Annotated in this window: 19 protein-coding genes; 7 read left to right on the plus strand and 12 right to left on the minus strand. The window is 46.8% G+C overall.

The annotated features are described in order from the left end of the window. The first annotated feature begins 60 nt into the window (after positions 1-60). From MPQ_RS11230 to lplT, 3 genes are read left to right on the plus strand one after another with little or no spacing between them, the layout of a single operon-like run. Positions 61-513: a peroxiredoxin gene (locus MPQ_RS11230; RefSeq protein WP_013443067.1), complete on the plus strand. Its 453-nt coding sequence runs from the start codon at positions 61-63 to the stop codon at positions 511-513. A 35-nt stretch (positions 514-548) separates the two neighbouring features. Further along, positions 549-1,946: a PhoH family protein gene (locus MPQ_RS11235; RefSeq protein ID WP_015830877.1), complete on the plus strand. Its 1,398-nt coding sequence runs from the start codon at positions 549-551 to the stop codon at positions 1,944-1,946. Between the two features lie 60 nt (positions 1,947-2,006). Further along, complete coding sequence (lplT, locus tag MPQ_RS11240; RefSeq protein ID WP_013443069.1) at positions 2,007-3,170, plus strand: lysophospholipid transporter LplT; 1,164 nt, start codon at positions 2,007-2,009, stop codon at positions 3,168-3,170. 93 nt (positions 3,171-3,263) lie between these two features. Here lplT and MPQ_RS11245 read toward each other — a convergent pair whose 3' ends face one another. The 5 genes from MPQ_RS11245 to MPQ_RS11265 all read right to left on the minus strand — a co-directional run bounded on the left by MPQ_RS11245 (position 3,264) and on the right by MPQ_RS11265 (position 8,848). Then, on the minus strand, positions 3,264-4,604 hold the full coding sequence (locus MPQ_RS11245) for an NAD(P)/FAD-dependent oxidoreductase (protein WP_013443070.1): 1,341 nt from the start codon (positions 4,602-4,604) through the stop codon (positions 3,264-3,266). Positions 4,605-4,625: 21 nt separating this feature from the next. Next, positions 4,626-5,165, minus strand: a complete 540-nt coding sequence (locus MPQ_RS11250) for a c-type cytochrome (protein ID WP_013443071.1) — start codon at positions 5,163-5,165, stop codon at positions 4,626-4,628. A gap of 126 nt (positions 5,166-5,291) precedes the next feature. Next, complete coding sequence (locus MPQ_RS11255; protein WP_041362370.1) at positions 5,292-5,798, minus strand: cytochrome c; 507 nt, start codon at positions 5,796-5,798, stop codon at positions 5,292-5,294. Positions 5,799-5,921: 123 nt separating this feature from the next. Next, a complete protein-coding gene (locus tag MPQ_RS11260; RefSeq protein ID WP_013443073.1) occupies positions 5,922-6,836 on the minus strand; it encodes a substrate-binding domain-containing protein in 915 nt (304 codons plus the stop codon). Positions 6,837-6,970: 134 nt separating this feature from the next. Beyond that, the gene (locus tag MPQ_RS11265) at positions 6,971-8,848 is read right to left on the minus strand and encodes a methanol/ethanol family PQQ-dependent dehydrogenase (RefSeq protein ID WP_015830880.1); all 1,878 of its coding nucleotides are present in this window, start codon (positions 8,846-8,848) and stop codon (positions 6,971-6,973) included. A gap of 278 nt (positions 8,849-9,126) precedes the next feature. On the opposite strand from MPQ_RS11265, the gene pip reads away from it, so the two are divergent. The 3 genes from pip (at position 9,127) to MPQ_RS11280 (ending at position 12,526) form a co-directional block, all read left to right on the plus strand. After that, a complete protein-coding gene (pip, locus tag MPQ_RS11270) occupies positions 9,127-10,077 on the plus strand; it encodes a prolyl aminopeptidase (protein WP_013443076.1) in 951 nt (316 codons plus the stop codon). Between the two features lie 94 nt (positions 10,078-10,171). Next, positions 10,172-11,452, plus strand: coding sequence for a YhjD/YihY/BrkB family envelope integrity protein (locus tag MPQ_RS11275; protein ID WP_013443077.1), 1,281 nt, complete (start codon positions 10,172-10,174; stop codon positions 11,450-11,452). Positions 11,453-11,527: 75 nt separating this feature from the next. Next, entirely contained in the window at positions 11,528-12,526 is a 999-nt protein-coding gene (locus MPQ_RS11280; protein ID WP_049821906.1) for a rhodanese-related sulfurtransferase, read from the plus strand. Positions 12,527-12,605: 79 nt separating this feature from the next. On the opposite strand, the gene MPQ_RS13915 is transcribed toward MPQ_RS11280, so the two are convergent. Both MPQ_RS13915 and MPQ_RS11285 read right to left on the minus strand, forming a co-directional pair. Further along, the gene (locus tag MPQ_RS13915) at positions 12,606-13,061 is read right to left on the minus strand and encodes a hypothetical protein (RefSeq protein WP_148225291.1); all 456 of its coding nucleotides are present in this window, start codon (positions 13,059-13,061) and stop codon (positions 12,606-12,608) included. Between the two features lie 150 nt (positions 13,062-13,211). Beyond that, positions 13,212-14,207, minus strand: coding sequence for an LLM class flavin-dependent oxidoreductase (locus MPQ_RS11285; RefSeq protein WP_013443080.1), 996 nt, complete (start codon positions 14,205-14,207; stop codon positions 13,212-13,214). Positions 14,208-14,391: 184 nt separating this feature from the next. Between MPQ_RS11285 and MPQ_RS11290 the strand changes: the two genes are divergently transcribed. Further along, on the plus strand, positions 14,392-14,745 hold the full coding sequence (locus tag MPQ_RS11290; RefSeq protein ID WP_041362372.1) for a hypothetical protein: 354 nt from the start codon (positions 14,392-14,394) through the stop codon (positions 14,743-14,745). Between the two features lie 22 nt (positions 14,746-14,767). Here the strand turns inward: MPQ_RS11290 and MPQ_RS11295 are convergent, their stop codons facing one another. Genes MPQ_RS11295 through MPQ_RS11310 form a run of 5 tightly spaced genes read right to left on the minus strand, consistent with a single transcriptional unit; the run spans position 14,768 to position 19,640 of the window. Then, positions 14,768-15,946 carry a response regulator receiver protein gene (locus tag MPQ_RS11295; RefSeq protein ID WP_013443081.1) on the minus strand — a complete coding sequence of 393 codons (1,179 nt, stop codon included), beginning with the start codon at positions 15,944-15,946 and terminating at the stop codon, positions 14,768-14,770. After that, on the minus strand, positions 15,915-16,322 hold the full coding sequence (locus MPQ_RS11300; protein ID WP_041362375.1) for a response regulator: 408 nt from the start codon (positions 16,320-16,322) through the stop codon (positions 15,915-15,917). Before MPQ_RS11300 ends, MPQ_RS11295 begins: the two co-directional genes overlap by 32 nt. 38 nt (positions 16,323-16,360) lie before the next feature. Further along, the gene (locus MPQ_RS13925) at positions 16,361-16,585 is read right to left on the minus strand and encodes a hypothetical protein (RefSeq protein WP_148225292.1); all 225 of its coding nucleotides are present in this window, start codon (positions 16,583-16,585) and stop codon (positions 16,361-16,363) included. 20 nt (positions 16,586-16,605) lie between these two features. After that, positions 16,606-17,736 (minus strand): hypothetical protein, encoded by a 1,131-nt coding sequence (locus tag MPQ_RS11305; RefSeq protein ID WP_013443082.1) that lies wholly within the window; start codon positions 17,734-17,736, stop codon positions 16,606-16,608. Beyond that, a complete protein-coding gene (locus MPQ_RS11310) occupies positions 17,712-19,640 on the minus strand; it encodes a hypothetical protein (RefSeq protein WP_013443083.1) in 1,929 nt (642 codons plus the stop codon). The genes MPQ_RS11305 and MPQ_RS11310 overlap by 25 nt, the downstream gene beginning before the upstream one ends. Between the last annotated feature and the right edge of the window lie 39 nt (positions 19,641-19,679).

Here is a 19,679-nt window from a genome sequence, read left to right on the forward strand (position 1 = left end):
GGCTTGCCTTATAGCGCGTTTTTAACAACAATGGAGACGTGTATATGCCACCCCATACTTATGTTGAACCAACCCGTTCCTGATTTTGAATTACCTTCGACCAGTGGGCAGTTCAAGCTTTCTGAGTTCCTCGGCAAAACCCTCATAGTTTATTTTTACCCCAAGGATGCAACGCCAGGTTGTACTACGCAAGGTATACAATTCCGCGATCGCTACCCGGAGTTTCAAGCTCTGAACGCAGTGATTGTGGGTATCTCGCGCGACACCCTTAAATCCCACGAAAAATTCAAAGCCAAGTTCGAGTTCCCCTTCGATCTTCTGGCCGACACGGATGAATTGGCGTGTTCTCTGTTCAATGTAATCAAGATGAAAAAGATGTACGGCAAGGAAGTACGCGGCATTGAGCGCAGTACCTTTGTCATCGACAGCTCGGGCAAGCTGGTGCACGAGTGGCGCGGCGTCAAAGTGGAAGGCCATGCGGCTGAAGTACTTGATTTCATTAAATCGCTTTAACGCACACTCAATCTCAACCTGGGGAATATAAGCTCATGGCTAAAAAAAGTGTCACAAGTACCAAACTGTTTGTTCTTGATACGAACGTACTGATGCATGACCCTTCCAGCCTGTTTCGCTTTGAAGAGCATGACATTTACCTGCCCATGGTCACGCTGGAAGAGCTGGACAACAACAAAAAGGGCATGACCGAGGTTGCCCGCAATGCCCGCCAGGCGAGCCGTAACCTGGAAGAGATCGTGGGCACCAGCCTCAACAATCTGGATGATGGCTGTCCGCTGGCGATCAATGGCAACAAACACCTGAGCGGCCGCTTGTTCATGCAGACTTCAGCAGTGAGCATCGACCTGCCCATGCTGGCCGGTAGCAAGGCTGATAACCAGATTCTGGGCGTTGCGCTCGACCTGCAGAAAAAGCAACCTGAACGCCAGGTTATCCTGGTCAGCAAGGACATCAACATCCGCATCAAGGCCCGCGCCATCGGCGTAGCTGCAGAAGACTATTTCAACGACAAAGTACTGGAAGACACCGACCTGCTGTACACCGGCATGCGCGAACTGCCGGCCAATTTCTGGGAAAAGCACAGCAAGGAAATGGAATCGTGGCAGGATGCCGGCCGCATGTTTTACCGCATCACCGGACCGATCTGCAAAAGCCTGCTGGTGAATGAGTTTGTCTATTACGAATACGAAAAACCTTTTCATGCCATCGTCCGCAGCCAGCAAGGCAATACCGCGGTGCTGGAAGTGGTCAAGGATTACACCCAGCACAAAAACAGCATCTGGGGCATTACCGCCCGCAACCGTGAACAGAATTTCGCGCTTAACCTGCTGATGGATCCGGATGTGGACTTCATCACGCTGCTGGGCCAGGCGGGTACCGGCAAAACACTGCTCACCCTGGCTTCTGCCTTGACGCAAACGCTGGACAAGAAAATCTACAGCGAAATCATCATGACCCGCGTAACCGTACCAGTGGGGGAAGACATTGGCTTCCTGCCAGGTACGGAAGAGGAAAAGATGGCACCATGGATGGGCGCACTGGAGGATAATCTGGATGTGCTTAACAAATCCGACGAAGATGCCGGGGAGTGGGGCCGCGCGGCGACGCAGGATCTGATACGTACCCGTATCAAGATCAAGTCGCTCAACTTTATGCGCGGACGTACCTTCCTGCACAAATTCCTCATCATTGATGAAGCGCAGAACCTGACCCCGAAACAAATGAAAACACTGATTACCCGTGCCGGCCCCGGGACCAAGGTGGTTTGTCTGGGCAATATTGCCCAGATTGATACGCCTTACCTGACAGAGGGCAGCTCTGGCCTCACCTATGTTGTCGACCGCTTCAAGGGTTGGCAGCATAATGGCCACGTTACCCTGGTACGCGGTGAACGTTCACGCTTGGCAGATTTTGCTGCCGAGGCTCTTTAGCCAGCTCTAAGCTGAAATGGAATTAAAATCGCCCGCGCTTCGGCCGGGCGACACCCTGCGATGAATCTAGGTTTTTATATCATACTGCTGGCGCAGTTTTTGTCTGCATTGGCAGACAATGCTTTGCTGTTTGCCGCCATTGCCCTGTTGCAGCAAATGCAATCCCCTGACTGGCATACGCCACTGCTGCAGGAGTTCTTCGTTATCTCCTATATTGTGCTCGCCCCCTTCGTCGGTTCCATTGCCGATGCTTTCCCCAAAGGGCGAGTGATGTTTATTTCCAACGGCATCAAATTCATAGGCACCATTGCCATGATTTTCGGTTTGCCACCGCTTTATGCCTACGGCATTGTCGGCATAGGCGCAGCTGCTTATTCGCCGGCCAAATATGGCATTCTCACTGAATTTCTCCCCCCCAACATGCTGGTGAAGGCCAACGGCTGGATGGAAGGCTCTACCGTGCTTGCCATCATTCTGGGGGCGATCATCGGCGGTAAACTGGCGAGTATTGATGTACAGATGACGATGTGGATTATTACGGGCCTGTATCTGGCCGCCGCCACATTCAATATGTATATCCCCAAGCTGCCTATTGACCACAAGCTGCCTAAACGTAATCCACTGTATATCTTCAAGGATTTCTGGCACTCATTCAAAGTGTTGTGGAAAGACCCCATGGGGCAAGTATCATTGGCCGTCACGACGCTTTTCTGGGGCGCTGGTGCCACGCTACGGCTGGTTGTACTGGCCTGGGCCGCTGTAGCACTGGACTTCGGCCTGGAGCACGCCACCCAGCTTACGGCTATGGTGGCGGTGGGGATTGCTGTGGGGTCGGTATTTGCTGCCAAGTACATCAAGCTTGAAGACTCTATCAAAGTATTGCCAGCCGGCATTCTGATGGGCTTGCTGGTGATGGCGATGGTGCTGATTCATGACTGGCGTGTCGCCAGCGGCCTGCTGTTCTTGATTGGGGCATTGAGTGGATTCTTCGTGGTGCCGCTCAACGCCTTGCTTCAGCATCGGGGACACTTGCTCATCGGCGCAGGTCACTCCATCGCAGTGCAGAATTTCAATGAAAACCTGGGAATACTTGTACTGATCGGCGTGTATGCCCTCATGGTCAAGGCTGAGCTTTCCATTAACCTGATCGTGATTGCCTTCGGCTTATTTGTCAGCCTCAGCATGAGTGGGATCTATCGTCTCTATAAGCTGAAAACATTTTGATGCTTGTCCAATAACCAGCTGACTCACCATCAAAAGCCCAATAAAAAAGCCTCAGTTTCCTGAGGCTTTTTTATTGCTAACCGCAATCGTGCATTAATGCAGTTTGACGTGCGGCTCGGTACGACGGGTAATCATACGTGCCAATGTCTGCAAGAACACGGTGAAGAAGCCATGCAGTGCCATCAAATGCATCTTGTAGAGCGACTGATACATAAAGCGCGCAAACATGCCTTCAATGAACAGGCTGGAACCGCCTACGGAGCCCATCAGGTTACCTACGGTCGTGTATTTGCCCAGGTTAACCAGTGAGCCATAGTCGCGGTAGGTGTACTCAGGCAGGGCCGTAGTCTTGCCTGCCACACGCTTCTTGACTGTCTTGACCAGCATGGAAGCCTGCTGGTGAGCAGACTGCGCACGCGGTGGCACGTTCTCATCATGCCCAGGCCAAGGACAGGCGGCGCAATCGCCAAAGGCAAACACGTCATCATCCAGCGTGGTTTGCAAGGTGCGACGCACCACGAGCTGGTTGATACGGTTGGCCTCGAGCCCATCCAGCTGGCTCAGGAAATCCGGCGCCTTGATGCCTGCCGCCCAGACCACCAGAGAAGACGGGATAAAACGCCCGCTATGGGTGTAAATGCCCTTATCGGTCACTTCGGTGACGCGCTCACCCGTGTACACATGCACGCGCAGCTTGCGCAACTCGAGCTCTACCGACTGGGAGAGACGAGGAGGCAAGGCAGGCAGCACGCGATCACTGGCTTCAATCAGCGAGATTTTCACATCGCGATCTGCGTTGATCTTGTCCAGGCCATAGGCCGCCAGCTCGCGTGTGGTGTTATGCAACTCCGCAGCAAGTTCAACGCCGGTAGCACCAGCACCGACGATGGCCACTTCAAGCTGCCCCGCTTGCAATGGGACATTTTGCGTATGGGCACGCACCAAGGCATTATGCAATCGCCGGTGGAAACGCTCCGCCTGATCCTGGGTATCCAGCGCAATGGAATGCTCTCTTGCGCCAGCGATACCAAAGTCATTCGTCGTACTCCCGATGGCAATGATCAGCGTATCGTACTTGAAGGTGCGGCGCGGGATGATTTCCACGCCATCTTCATCGTAAAAAGGCGCGATATACACTTCCTTTTTGGCACGATCCAGACCGTCCATGCTCCCCAGGCGAAAACGGAAATGATGCCAGTGCGCCTGAGCGAGATATTCCAGCTCATGCTTGTCCGGGTTCATGCTGCCTGCTGCGATCTCATGCAGCAGAGGCTTCCAGACGTGCGTACGGGTACGGTCAATCAGCGTGATTTCCGCCTTACCCTTGCGCCCCAGCTTATCTCCCAGGCGAGTAGCAAGCTCCAATCCACCTGCACCACCGCCGACAATGACGACGTGGTGCAAACCCGAACCTGACTCTACTTGCGATTGCATAAATGATGCCTTTCTTATTTGCTATGACTCGTTACCTGTCGCCGTGCCGTGGCTACGTATCCAGGCTATTATTTTTAGCAGTTCGTCCGGGGACAAACCATTCGATGGATCGGTAGGATCCATCAAGCCCTTACCTTTTGCTCCCATACCACCGTTGGTACCATGCCACACGGTTTCAAACATACCCTTATTAGTGGCATCCTTGGCGTAATTATAGTTGGGACCTGTCAGATTGGGGCCAACCTGACCTTGCGCGTCAGCACCGTGACATTGTGTGCATGAATACAGTTGGAAGAGTTTTTTACCCTTGGCGATCGCGTCTTGATTACCGATGTAGGGGTTTTTGCCTGTCGTCATAAATTCTTTGGCTTCAGCCGTATCAAACAACTCGGCTTTGATGGTGAGTGGAGAACCATCTTGAGTAGTAACAAACTTGATCATTTCACCAGATGAGGCTGCGGCTGCCTTATCACCACCGCCTGCGCTATCGCCTGATTTACCACAGCCAGCCAAACTAGCCAGCAAGATAATACCCAGAGTGCTTAGTGTCATTTTTCGCATTGATACTCTCCTCTAACGTTATTGATTTTACTCCAACAGGTATTGCTACACATAAAAAAAAGCGGTCACCGCTTTTAACAATGACCGCTTTTATTTTAATTAGTGCCGAATTTTAGCGATAAGCGCTTATTCGTTACCAGTGAGTGTCTTGCTGTGAGTTCTTACCCAGGCAACAATCTTCAACACTTCATCTGGTGTCAGGCCGTTTTCTGGATCGGAAGGATCCATCAAGCCTTTACCTTTGGCACCCATACCGCCGTTAGTACCGTGCCAGATCGTTTCAAACATACCCTTGTTAGTGGCGTTCTTGGCATATTTGAAGTTAGGACCATGCAAGCTTGGGCCTACAGCGCCTTCAGCCTGACCGCCGTGACATGCAGTGCATGAATACAATTGGAACAACTTCTGACCGCGCTTAGTTGCAGCTTCATTGCCAATGTAAGGGTTCTTACAGGTATCCAGGAATTGCTTTGCTTCTGGAGTATCAAAGGCATCAGCCTTGATGTCCAGCGGCGAGCCGTCCTGAGTCGCAACCAATTTACATTCGGCGCTAGCTTGCAGTGGAAGAGTCAATCCAACCAGAGCAAGCATAGAAACAAATAACGTCGCCTTAACTACCTTATTGCCTAACATGTCATCTCCTCGTTTGAAAATAGAGCTACAGTTTGATCATGCCAAACCATGACCAACTTGTAATACGTATAACGAACAGGCGTTATGTACGGTTGACCCAAGCAACCTGATAACGCCAATTCATTATTCGAATTTCGGAATTACATCACCGCGCGTTTCGCGTTTCTTTTCAACGCTATCACCGGGAACGACATCCAGATGTGGAATACCAAAATCATCCAGAATCTTCATGATGTCCGCATGCCGACGATCCAGCACTTCCTGAATCATGGCCAGACGTTCCTTGTCTTTCTTGCGCACAGCCACTGAAATATTCCAGTACTCCTTGCCATGCACATTCGTATCTTCATACTCAGGCACTGGCACAACGACCAATGGAACTTTGGACTGTTTGGCATAATACCCACCAATTGGTCCCCAGACAATGGCGATATCAATATCGCCTTTGACCAGATCGTCAATCATGAAACTGGGCGGCAGATTCAAGTCACGTTGAATACGATAAGGACGGGCGTTTTCCATTAGGCCTTTATCGTAAATTGGGCGAGATGGCGGGGTTTGACCAACCACACCAATGATGCCTTTACGGAGATCAGGGGAGTCCCAATCCGTGATGTTCAGATTACTTTCCTTACGTGTAACAAAGACATAGCCCGAACGGTAGTATGGCTTCGAAGTCAGCACCATATCATTGCCGGCCACGGTCCCCATAATCACATCACATCGGCGCGCATTCAATGTGTTTCTGATATAGCCCATACGGTCATACCAGAATTGATACGATAATTTTTTGCCCAGATCCTGCGCAATCAACTGAGCAATTTTATTCTCAAAACCTTCTTGCTTTGAGTTTGAATAAGGCAGGTTATCCTGGTCTGCACAAACTTTGAATTCGGTTGGATCATCAATGCGGGAAGGTTCACCACCACGACCAACGTTCGGATCGACTTCCAGCGTATTTTCATCTGCAGCAAATGCACTATTTGCCAGAGCAGTGAAAAGTAAAACCAGTGATACTTTTTTGAAATTAATCAGCATTACCTTTGTCCTCGTGTCTGTTAGCGGCCTATTTTATCTTCTTATAATAATAAAAAGCACCCCGCCGGAGCGGGGTGCTTATATGACACACTAACTAACGGTTAGTTCTGTAAATATTTGAATTTCTTCAACTATTACAGGCTGAACACGTTCAGTGCACCGCCGCCAGGAGCAGCGTTGTACTTGGTCAGTTCCTTGTAGCCACCAGCAGCACCCAGTGCGTCGGTGTCATTGGTCATACCAAGGTTCATCGCTACGCCAGCCCAACCGCCGATACCGGACAGTACGCCAACGTATTGCTTACCCTTGTGGCTGTATGTGAAGGCATTGCCGATCACACCAGAACCAACTTGGAACTTCCACAACAGCTTACCAGTTTGTGCATCAACTGCCTTGAAGTCACGTTCCAGTGTACCGTAGAACACCAGGTCAGAAGCAGTAGTCAGAACACCACCCCATGACGAGAACTTCTCTTTGTTGTACCAAACTGCTTTACCCTTCAATGGATCCCAGGCTTCGAAACCACCCATTACGCCATCTGGACCAGCAAACATGGTCAGAGTAGCGCCAACCCATGGTTGACCAGCAACGTACTTGGACTCAACTGGCTCGTAAGTCATACATACGTGGTTCAATGGGATGTACATCAGACCAGTACGTGGCGAGTAAGCCATTGGCTGTTGGTCCTTAACACCCAGAGCTGCTGGGCAGATGCCCTTGGCATTGTAGTCTTGGTGAGTAGAAGCCTTAGCATCCTTATGAGGAACGCCGGACTTCAAGTCAACGTGGGTAGCCCAGTTGATGAAGGGGTGAGCTTTTTCAGCAACCAGCAGGGTGCCGTCAACAGCGTCAAATGTGTAGTTGAAACCGTTACGGTCAGTGTGGAATGCGTACTTCTTGCCACCCTTTTCGAACAGAACAACTTCGTTGATGCCGTCATAATCCCACTCATCGTGAGGAGTCATTTGATAACCCCACTTAGCGATACCGGTGTCCAGATCGCGAGCGAAAATAGTCATGGACCACTTGTTGTCACCAGGACGTACGTCTGGGTTCCAAACAGATGGGTTACCAGTACCGTAGTACACCAGGTTCAACTTAGGATCATATGGCCACCAGCCCCATACGGAACCGCCGCCGTGTTCCCAGCCGTTTTTAACAGCTTGTGGCTTCAACCAGGTCTTAACGCCCAGGTCTTTTTCAGGGAACTTCAGTTGGTCTTTGGACAGAGCCTTGAAAGAACCGCCTTCTTTGTTACCACCGTTCACGTCTTGGTATACAGACAGAGCGCTGTAGTGTGGGTTAGCGCTGTTGAAATCAGCACCAATCAGCACTTCGCTGTCAGGACCAGTGGAGTAGGCCTTCCATGCCAGGGAGCCGTCTTTCAGGTTGTAAGCAGCGATAAAGCAGCGAACACCGAATTCAGCACCGGAGCAACCGGTCAGAACCTTGTCCTTGATAACGTGAGGAGCGTTGGTGTTAGTAGCACCGACCTTAGGATCAGTGTTCTTAACATCCCAAACCTTGGCGCCAGTCTTAGCGTCAAGAGCAACCAGCATGCCGTCATTTTGTTGCAAGAAGATCTTGCCGTCGCCGAAGCCCAGACCGCGGCTTACGTTATCGCAGCACAGAACAGCTTGTACGGATGGGTCTTGCTTAGGGAAGTACGACCAGATGATCTTTTGGTTGTCGTTCAGGTCCAGAGCGTAAACGTTGTTTGGGAATGCAGTGTGAACGTACATCACACCGTTAATCACCAGTGGGGAGCCTTCGTGACCACGGTTAACACCGGTAGCGAATGTCCAGGCAGCCTTCAGGTTCTTAACGTTACCCTTGTTGATTTGATTCAGGGTGCTGTATGCATTGTTGTTGTGCTGACCGCGTGGGTGTGCCCAGTTGTTTGGGTTGGCCATCGCAGCCTCTTGGTCTGCAGCAGCAGAAGCAACCATAGGAAGAGCCATGCTCATACCGATTGCCACGCCCAGAGCCAATTTAATCTTGCTCATCTCCATTTTAAATCTCCATAGTTGTTACTACTAAGGGTTTAATCAAAGCGCTAACTAGATAACAGCCACCTATTTATTGTTATAGGTTTTTACGGCATATTTAGTTGTTGCTCTCACTCACCTTATAAGTGAGTTGATCCGAATATTAGATCACTCCAAAATGTTTTGCAATACTCTATTTACATTTTATTTACAATTAAGTTTTTCCCTTGTGCAGAATGAGTTTTTCCCTAAATTCCTAAATAATCATCACCAAATAAAACAAAGAGTTACCTTATACCCAAATGAATAATTCGCATACTTACAATTTGTTTCCAGAAATCCTCCCGTATCGCAGTGACTGGCTAAATGTATCAGCCAGGCACCAGATCTATTTTGAGGAGTGCGGCAACCCTGCCGGCCCTGCGGTGGTATTTCTGCATGGGGGTCCAGGCAGCGGCTGCAATCCGGCGCAGCGCCGATATTTCGACCCGGCGCATTACCGCATTATTCTGCTGGACCAGCGGGGATGCGGGCGCAGCCACCCTCATGGCGGCACGGAAGAGAACACGACGGATCTGCTCGTCAGCGATATAGAGGAGCTGCGCGAACACTTGGGCATTGATCGCTGGCTGGTGTTTGGCGGCTCTTGGGGTAGCACGCTGGCACTGTGTTATGCGATTGCACATCCTGACAAAGTACGCGGTCTGATATTGCGCGGCATCTTTCTCAGCCGACCATCAGAGCTGGATTGGTTTCTGGGCGATGTGAAACACTTTTACCCGGAAGCCTGGCAAAAGCTGCTGGCCTATCTGCCAGAAGAAGACCGTGGCGATGTGCTGCAGGCTTACGGCAAACTTGTCTTTAATGATGATCCCGCCATCAGCGCCCCAGCCGCCACGCGCTGGAATGCGTTTGAAGGCAGCATCATGACGCTGTTGCCCGGCAAGAATGAAGGCTCGGCCAGCAATGAAGTGCAAATTGCACGTGCCAGAGTGCAGATTCACTATATAAAGCATCTATGCTTTGTCGGCCAGCGGGATTTGCTGAAAGAAGCCAAAGCCCTTGCACACATTCCCACTGTGATTGTGCAAGGCCGCTACGACATGGTCTGCCCGCCGATTAGCGCCTATGAACTGCATGCAGCCATGCCTCATGCAGCGCTGCATATGGTGCCGGATGCCGGGCACTCTGGTATGGAAGCAGGCACGCTCTCGGCATTGGTGGCGGCCACCGAAGAATTTAAAAAGCTGTAAGCATGACGAGCCAGCTTATACACTTGCGGCTGGCTCGTTATCTAAGGTTTAATGCAGCCAGCATTTCCATCCACGCAACTGGCGCAAGGTAACTTTGGCTATCAAGCTCAATCAGGTAAAAGACATAGGCAATCACCCGGCACTTGCCATGCCGCTCAACGCCTACGCCAGGCGGCGTTATCGCACGCCCTTTTTCATTTTTCGCGAGACATTGAGCGCCTTCCAGCTGCATAACGGCTTCAGCATTTCGGCATCATTATCCTTTTATGCCATGTTTGCGCTGATCCCCATGGCGTTGCTGATTTTTTTCATGCTGAGCCATCTGGTGGTGTCATCCAACTACGCCATCGTCAAGCTGGCCATCCTCACCAGCAACCTGGTGCCCAAGTTCAGCCACCGCATCATGATCGAGGTCTATAACGTCTCCAAACACCAGGCAGTGTGGGGGGCGTTTGGCATGTTCGCGCTATTCTGGATTGTGACGCCACTGGCGGGCGCATTGCGCTCAGCCTTTCACACCATAGCCTCCATGGTAGAAGAGCCCTCCTTCATCAAGCGCAAGTTCAAGGATGTGATTGGCGTACTTGGTATCCTGCTGCTCTTCTTTATCTTTACTCTCATGGGGCTGGGGCTGGAAAAGGTGATTGATTTTTTCAATCCATCCGCCACGCACACCAAGCTGATTGATAACGTCAGCTCCATTGTCATCTGCACCGTGCTGATCGCCATTTTTTATCGCATCTTTTTTCCGGCACGCATTTCACTTAAAAATATCCTGATCGGCTCGACCATTACCGGCATCATGTGGATCGCCATGCGCCCCGCCTTCGGGCTTTTTCTTTCGCTGAATCAGTCTTATGACACGGTGTTTGGCGGCATGAAAAACATGTTCATTTCCATCGGCTGGCTGTACTACACCTTTGCTGTATTTCTGCTTGGCACTGAGCTGATCTCCACCCTGCACAAAAAAGACGTGTTATTGCTGCGTGGTTTATTCGGTGAATTGCCCAAGGACAAAGAACACTACCTGCAAGAGTTGATGAACCGCTACGGCAAAATCTACCAGCGCGATGAATATGTCTTCCGTCAGGGCGAGCATGGGCTGGATCTTTATTACATCGTCATGGGCAAGGTGCAGCTGATCTTCCCTGGCGGCACCATTCGCGAGATTGGGCCTGGAGACTACTTTGGTGAAATGGCCCTGCTTACCGATAGCCCACGCGTGGCCGATGCCAAGGTAATCACCGACCATGCCGATGTTGTGATTATCAGCGCCGACAACATCGAAACCCTGCTCATGGGTGAGCCCAAGGTGGCCATGCGCTTTCTCAAGCACATGGCGCGCCGCCTGCAGCATAGCAACCACACGCTGTAAGCCTGCGATTTTTCAGTATAAATTCCGGTAAAATGCCGACCTTAACCCGCCAAACCATTTAACCTTGTTTCAAACATGGATTATCATAGCGGGATTACGCAGGAGACCTTTGCAGTGCCCGATATTATTGTTGCCGCCCTATATAAATTTGCCCCGCTGGATGACTACCAAACCATGCAGCCCGGCTTGCTCGATCTATGTAACGCCCAAGGCCTGAAAGGCACCTTGCTGCTCGCCGCTGAAGGCATTAACGGCACTGTGGCCGGTAGCCGTGAAGGCATAGATGCCATGCTCGCCTATCTGAAATCAGACCCGCGCCTGGCTGACCTGGAGCACAAAGAATCCTTCGCCGAAGAAATGCCGTTTTACCGCATGAAAGTGCGCCTGAAAAAAGAGATCGTTACCCTCGGCGTGCCTGGCATAGACCCCAATAAAAAAGTCGGCACCTATGTGAAGCCCGAAGACTGGAACGCGCTGATCAGCGACCCGGATGTCATCGTCATCGACACCCGCAACGATTACGAATACGACATCGGCACCTTTAAAAACGCGCTTGATCCGCACACCACCACTTTCCGGCAATTCCCCGAGTATGTGAGCAAGAACCTCGACCCCAACAAACACAAAAAGGTCGCCATGTTCTGCACCGGCGGCATACGCTGTGAAAAAGCCAGCGCCTTCATGCTGGAGCAAGGCTTTGAGAACGTATATCACCTGCAAGGCGGCATTCTCAAATACCTGGAAAACGTGCCCAAGGAAGAAAGCCTGTGGGAAGGCGAATGTTTTGTGTTTGATCAGCGCGTGGCCGTCGGCCATGGCCTGGCACTAAGCGAGTACGACCTGTGCTACGCATGCCGCCACCCTATCTCGCCCGAAGAAAAAGCATCCCCGCACTACATGGCCGGCGTGTCTTGCCCGCACTGCTACGACAAAATCTCAGATGAGAAAAAAGCCCGCATCCTGGAGCGGCAAAAGCAGATAGAGCTGGCAAAAAAACGCGGCGAAGCCCATATCGGCGACGCGGCCAAAACCAAGCTGGAGCAGATCAAAGCCACCAAGCATCACGAAGAATAGCCTAACAAGCTTCACCATAAAAAAGCGCTGCATAGTCAGCGCTTTTTTATGGGATGTACTGCACTTTCAGAAAATTGATCTAAGGCGTGGTGACTGGAGGCGCACTGGGATCACTCGTCACAGGTGGCGCACTGCCATCCGGCGAAGTGACCGGCGGAGCACTACGGATAGTAGACGTCGCGGGCGCCGTTTTACCGGACACAGGTGGCGCGCTGGTCCCGGTCACGGGAGGCGCACTTGCTGGGGCCTGGTTGGAAGGAGTGGCCGTTGGATTTGCAGGCGAAAAAGTGTCCGGCGAGGTAGAGTCTGTCCCCGGCGAACGCTGCGAGCCAGCAGGCGCAAAAGTATCGGGCGAAGAAGGCTCAGTACCCTGACGCGTGTCAGACCCCGCAGGGGCCACAGTATTAGGCGAAGGAGATGTCGTTGGCGCGGGAGAAGTCGTCGCCCCTGTGCCACCACCGCCGGCTGGCGCCCCTGCCGTACCGCCGCCCGCGGCCACGCCCCCTGCCTGCAGGTTGGCACCCCATATCAACATCAATGCAATAGACCATAAGCTAAACGCTGAAGTTGCTGTCAGAAAGTGTTAGCTCTTCAATAAAATTCGAGCAACACCGTTGGTGAATAAAAATTCACCTCTGCATCTTCAACCTCTTCTTATTGATTCAAGATGTCTTGTTAGTTGAGATTATGCAATGACGAAATTTTCGTGAAGATTCGCAACAATTTCATAAGACCGAAGACGGGCAGCATGATCAAAAATTTGCGATGTAATCATTAATTCATCCGCCTGAGTTCTGGCAATAAATGCATCGACTTCATCTTTGACCTTATCTGGGCCACCTATCGCTGAGCATGAGAGTATTTGGCTGAGGAGTGCACGTTCAGCCCCGCCAATTTTCTCCAGGTAGTTATTAATCGGCGGAGGAAGCTTTGAAGGATTTCCTGTGCGCAAGTTAATGAATGCCTGCTGCATTGACGAAGCTAACAAATTTGCGTTTTGGTCAGTATCCGCTGCGATGACATTAAAGCCGAGCATGACATAAGGTTGGCTTAAGAATTTTGAAGGCTTAAATGTAGCTCTGTAAACCTCAATGGCCTGCATCATTTGTGCTGGAGCAAAATGAGATGCAAATGCGTACGGCAAACCAATCGCTGCGGCGAGTTGGGCACCATAGAGACTTGATCCAAGAATCCATATGGGAATGTTAAGCCCCGTTCCTGGCACAGCCCGAACGGGCCCTCGCGGTTCATCTGAGAAGTAATCTATCAGTTCCATGACATCTTCAGGAAAATCGTCTGCGTCAGAGGATAGATTGCGCCTCAGCGCACGTGCCGCCATTTGATCCGATCCTGGCGCCCGTCCGAGCCCAAGATCAATCCGTCCCGGGAATAAAGACTCCAATGTGCCAAACTGTTCCGCGATGACTAATGGTGAGTGGTTAGGTAGCATAATGCCACCCGCACCCACGCGAATCGAGGAAGTCCCCGCTGCTACGTGGGCAATCAAGATAGAGGTAGCTGCGCTGGCGATACCTGGCATTCCATGATGTTCAGCCAGCCAAAAACGACGAAATCCCCAGCGCTCCGCATGCTGCGCAAGCTCCAATGTGGCTTGAAAAGATTCGGACGCAGTACGGCCTTGTGCAATCGGGGAAAGATCCAGAACAGAAAAATGAGACATACGGCTTCATGTCGGTTATGAATGAGTGTTTTGGACAACGATTGTTTTAGTAAGGTCTATTTTTGTAAAAGTATCGCAATGGGGCGCGAACATGGGATATTGGCCAGTATCAGCAAATCGGCGGGCCGCCTGTAGGCATCTATCGGGAAATGCGACGACTTAAAAAGCAGAATTGAGCCCTGAAATGCAGACTATCTGGGAAACCGCCGATAAAGACGACTGGAAAACCTTCATGGAACTCATGGGTGGCCCGTTAGGCAAGCGGAAGGAAATGCCCGTGCAGCTTGCGAAGGTGTGGAGCGACAAGCCGAACCGCTACAGGGAAGCGAGCGGCAATCAGATCATAGGCATTGAGTGCGGAACAGTGATTGTGCCAACACGGTTAGAGCAATGGAGCATTACCTTTAAGGGGAGGCGTGAGGTTATCAAACCAACGCCATTAGCACAAAGCACAACCACAGGCCAAAGTGCAGCGGAGAGCCCGGAAGATAGTGAGGGTGGGGTTAGGGGCTTTTTAGCCCCCTTGGAGTTCTGTTAATAACTGTACGCTCAAATGAAAATTAGAAAATCAACTCAGTTAGCTTTCTTAAAAGTACAGCGCTACGGATCGAGCAAATTAATTGGTGATTATCACCTTTACTTGAATCCCCAAAATCGCAGACACCCTTAATGACAATTGACTGTGGATTAATTGGATGATAATGAGCAGTAAAATATATAGAATAAGCTTCCATTTCTAGGCCTAGTACCTTTCGATGCTGATTACGTACCTCCCTCATGGTATCTTTAGAGGCAACCACACTTACCCCAGATACTAAAGGCCCAGCCACAATCTTCCAATCATTATCAGAATCTGCAGGATAGTATTGATCAGTAATAGGTTTCAAATCAGAAATTTTTATAGTTTTAAGTTTAGTTAAAATATCTTGATTCGGTCTATAAACATCAGGTTCTGGTAAAAATTTCGTTACTTCATCATCTTGAAAAATCTTCCCTCCCTGCCATTGCCAACTTTGATTAGCAACAATAACATCACCAATATTTACGGAATCTGAATATCCGGCACAAATACCAGTCATTGCAATTAATTTTGGCTTAAACATAGTAATAAGACGCTCCGAAAAAGTTGAAGCAGCGCTTAATCCGACTTGCCAACATGAGGCAGCAACAACTTTTACCGTGCCTTTAACTGTTTGAACATCCCCCTCCCAAATTAGAGTTTTAGAGTCAATCTGCCTAGGACCTTTTAATTCTGGAAAAACAATCTTAACAGCTTGCAATTCAGGTTTATCCAATGCTGTAACAATAACTAAATCAGCATATAATTCATCAATATTTTCTTGAACAATCAGAATGTGATGAAGATAGTATTTTAAGGATTCTCTCCATACATATGACGAGGAGGAATAATTCAGAAGTACCCAACCGTGCTTTTGAAAGATATGACTTGCTTCAGTAAATGGATCGCCCTCAATTCCAGATATTCCCACAACATATCTTGGATGATTATGTTGATTATCTTCGAAAATTTCCTTAAGAAAATTAGTACCAGCATCTATTACGGCATCCTCCTTCAATCGATAAGGAACTTTGATGTCTAATATCAGCAAATCATATTTACCCTCATTTAAAAACCTCCTTGCCTCTGATACATTACTTGCGGTATTAACAATATCAATATTTTGAGAGAATTCAGCCAATGAAGTATTAATAGACATAAGCTTTAAATTCACTAACATGACCCCTTAAAAAATTTATTAAACAATTTTTCCAATAATCGTCATTTAATTTGTATTGTAATAATCCAAGAAACTGAGCCCCAAACTCTTCGCTAAGTTCATCTTTGATATTTGAAATATCCCGCAGGACACTCCCGACTTTAAGCGTCTCATATTGAGTTATTACAATAACCGGAACATTAGGATGAACTTGTTGTAAATATCGAAATACGATGACTCCACCCAAATCCTGAGAAGCTTCGTTACTTTCATCATAATCAGGTATTGCTAGATCCAAAATGACCAGATCAAATTGATTTTCATCAATCACTTGAACCGATGAAACTACGGACTTAGCGACCATGATATTAACAAATGGAAAATGCTCTTCGATCACTTTATAAATATTATTATTTTTGAATAGATCATCCTCTATTAGAAATACAACAAGCGTATAGTAACAAAGTAATTATTATTACTGTCAAACCCAAAATCCAATGGAATTATGCTAGGATATCTTGCTTTAGAAATAGAGTTCTCAGCAATCCTTGCTAATTTTATCAATCCACTTTTCCCTTCTGTAATTAAAGCTTCAGACAAATCACCATTAAATAAAATAGATTTTATTTTCTCTATTTCTTCTTTATTTTTATCTACCAATGAACTTAAAACGGGACTTATTATAGTAATTTCGAAGAATTCATTCTTATATATTTCTTAGTTATTAATTCTATTTTTACAGAACCAATATAGCCAGAATGTTTATAAATATTATCTAAAATTATGAAAAAAGCATCAACCAATATCGAAACAGACTGAGTGTTGAATCTATAATTATTAGGAACATCATTTGATGAGACCTCAATATTTAAACTAGGTCTTGCATTTCTAAATACCTTAAATACCAGTTCTAAAACTTGAGTATACTCAAGTTCATAATTATCTTTAATCTCATCAACGAATGTGAACCATTGCTTAACCAATCTAATTGCTTCTTGAAAAGCAGTCGCACCTCGTGTTATTGCAGAGTTAATTATTGCCCTATCTGCATTTTTCATACCGACATCATTAATAAATAATGAAAATTCATCAGCATATGAATTTACTTCCTTAAGAATATCTTCATCCAAAAACTTTCGAATATTTTTAAGGCTGTTCTCGAGTAATGATTTAAACCCATCCCAACAACTTAGGAAAAAATCATCAAAGGTCTTTGCGTCTTCCCATTCTGAATGGTATGCATCGAGAACAACTCTTGCCATTTTTGCAGTAAACAATCCATCTGGCCGCTCAACATTCCGAATTTGAAGGTATTTTGCCCTTAAATCTTCTATTAAATTGTCAAATTTCTCTTGGAATAGTTTTAGACCAGTGATGAATTTTTCAAAATCCTTTGCACTATAAAATTCAATTTTATCTTTCCAATTTTTAGATATTGGAGAATCCATATTCAGCAATCCTTGCTCTAATAGATGCTCTTTCTCCATGGGCGCACGCAAATATCCCATTAAAGAACCATGTCTAATTCTTAAACTCAGAAAATGATCAAGCCCATCATTTTCTTTATAGTAACAATTAGATATTATCTCCAAGCCCATATTAAAAATTGGATCCTTCATATTTTTATCTAATGAAGTATTTTCCAGAGGTAGATGATTACGTATATTTTTTATAGCGACATGCAGCTCATCTAGAGTGGGGGATATTCTAGTTGTCCTTGTCTTTTTAACACGATCATACTGCTCTCTGTAATTCTCTTCTGCCCATTTTTTTATATTATCTTTATTTACATTGATTCTTGAGCTTTCCACACCACGTTCAGCCTGGCGGATTTCTTTTTTCCATACGATATTTCGTATTCCTCCGCATCACCATAGTTTATATTTAAGAGAACTTGGCACGCCTCAATTCTCCCATTCTCAACCTCATCAATATCTCTTAAAAAACTAACCAACTTTAAATTATTAGGGATCAAAACCTTCCATAAAACCTTCCATAATATAAAGTTCAATCTTTCATCGTTTGAGTTCTTTGTTACCAATTCCGCAATACTTCTACAACTGTATTTTTTGAGTAAAAGGTTACATGAATAATCCAAGTTAAATTTCACTTTTTTGTTTGAATCAGTAAGATCGCAAAAATATAATGCAATAACTAAATCGATCGGATCAAATTCACTTAAATCCTTAACTCCCTTACTTCCTCCAACATAGTTGGAGAAAGGTAAGAATTCAGCTTGAGAATTGTTTTTAAGTGCTAATGAAACTATGAAAGATAATGCTTCAGTTGAATTATCTAGCCTGTCTAAAACTGTTAACTTAAGTAGCTCAAACCCTTTTCGATACTCTTGCGGAATTTCATATCCATCGAACTCATCGAGCGAACCTTTCTCACTTATAACATGATAAAGAATCCTCTTATACCTAGCCTGTAATTCAATATTGCTACATAAAATGGCAGACCAAGCATAATTTTGAACGAAACTTTTTTCTACCTTTTCTTGAAATGTCATATTAATCCATTCCGCACTTTGGCTATTGCTTATGATTGGAATAGATAAAGCACAACACCTACGGTACGAAATGTCGCTTATAAGAGGTGAAAAAATACCATGTAGAAATGCAAATGAAGCATTGAAGAATGGAAGAAAGCTAAATTTTGATATTGTTGTAGTTGTATTTTTATATAGCTCGCGTATATCGCATTTCTCTTCGTTATAATGCTCTAAGAAATTAATAATAATGTTTTCAATACTTGCTATATCAGACTCTTTATATAGTTGCCTCTCAGACAAATCATTATTTATAATTTTAGGGAAATGCTTAATATTTAAAACATCGCATCCTTTCTTTTCTACACCTTCCCCTGCAGTAAACTGTAACAAATTTGTTAATCTTACATCCTTGATGTCTGCAATAATGTTCAATAAGTTTAATTTGGCTTGTAAATCAACTCCCTCTTGATCTAACATTCCAATATTGGCGTATAAATGCATTAATCCTTCATAAGCATCTACATACCCGTAACTTCCCTGCCATTGTAAATAATTTGATAGCTGGCTATCGCCTGTAACTCTTGAAAGAAATTTCACTTGGTAGAAATCTTTAATTTCACCCTCTTTATTTCCATCTAAATACTTTCTTAACCTTGTATAAAATCCCCCGTAAGTTGTCGATTGATTGTAGAAATCTTCGAATACATCTATTAATGAAGCCGCAATTGTTCCATTTAATTTTGTTGCATGCTCTATATTAAACGCATCGATCAGATTGCCATCTTTATCATTTTTACTTAACAGTGCGATTGTTGCTTCTAGACTCCATATTGTCACACCATGCGTCTGTATATGATCCTGAACAAGCTTCTCTGCTTTTTCCTGGTCATTTTCAAAACAAGCGGTGGTTAGATCTGCAATAGTCTGGACATGTGAATTCAGCTTTTCAACGTACTGCTTACAAATCAGTAAGTGCCAAGTAAGCTCCTTATCCAAAGATACAGGATGCATTACCTTTGGGCCTCGTAAGCCACCCCAATCAATCCCTCTGTTTTCTGGCAGTATTGCGCCTATCCTATGTGGAAAATATGTTTTTGCTCTTCTCAATATTTCAATATAGTTCTTTGGTGAAACCTTAACTCGAAGATTACTTACTGCTGCTCTAAATGAAGGGTTCGATCTTATCCCGCTTCTCAATGCAACTTGTATTTGATCGCTCATCTCATGTTTTCTTGAAATTTCTTTAAAGAATATATTAGG

Origin of the sequence: Methylovorus sp. MP688 (assembly GCF_000183115.1) — a bacterium.
In the GTDB taxonomy this organism is placed as follows: Bacteria; Pseudomonadota; Gammaproteobacteria; order Burkholderiales; family Methylophilaceae; genus Methylovorus; species Methylovorus glucosotrophus.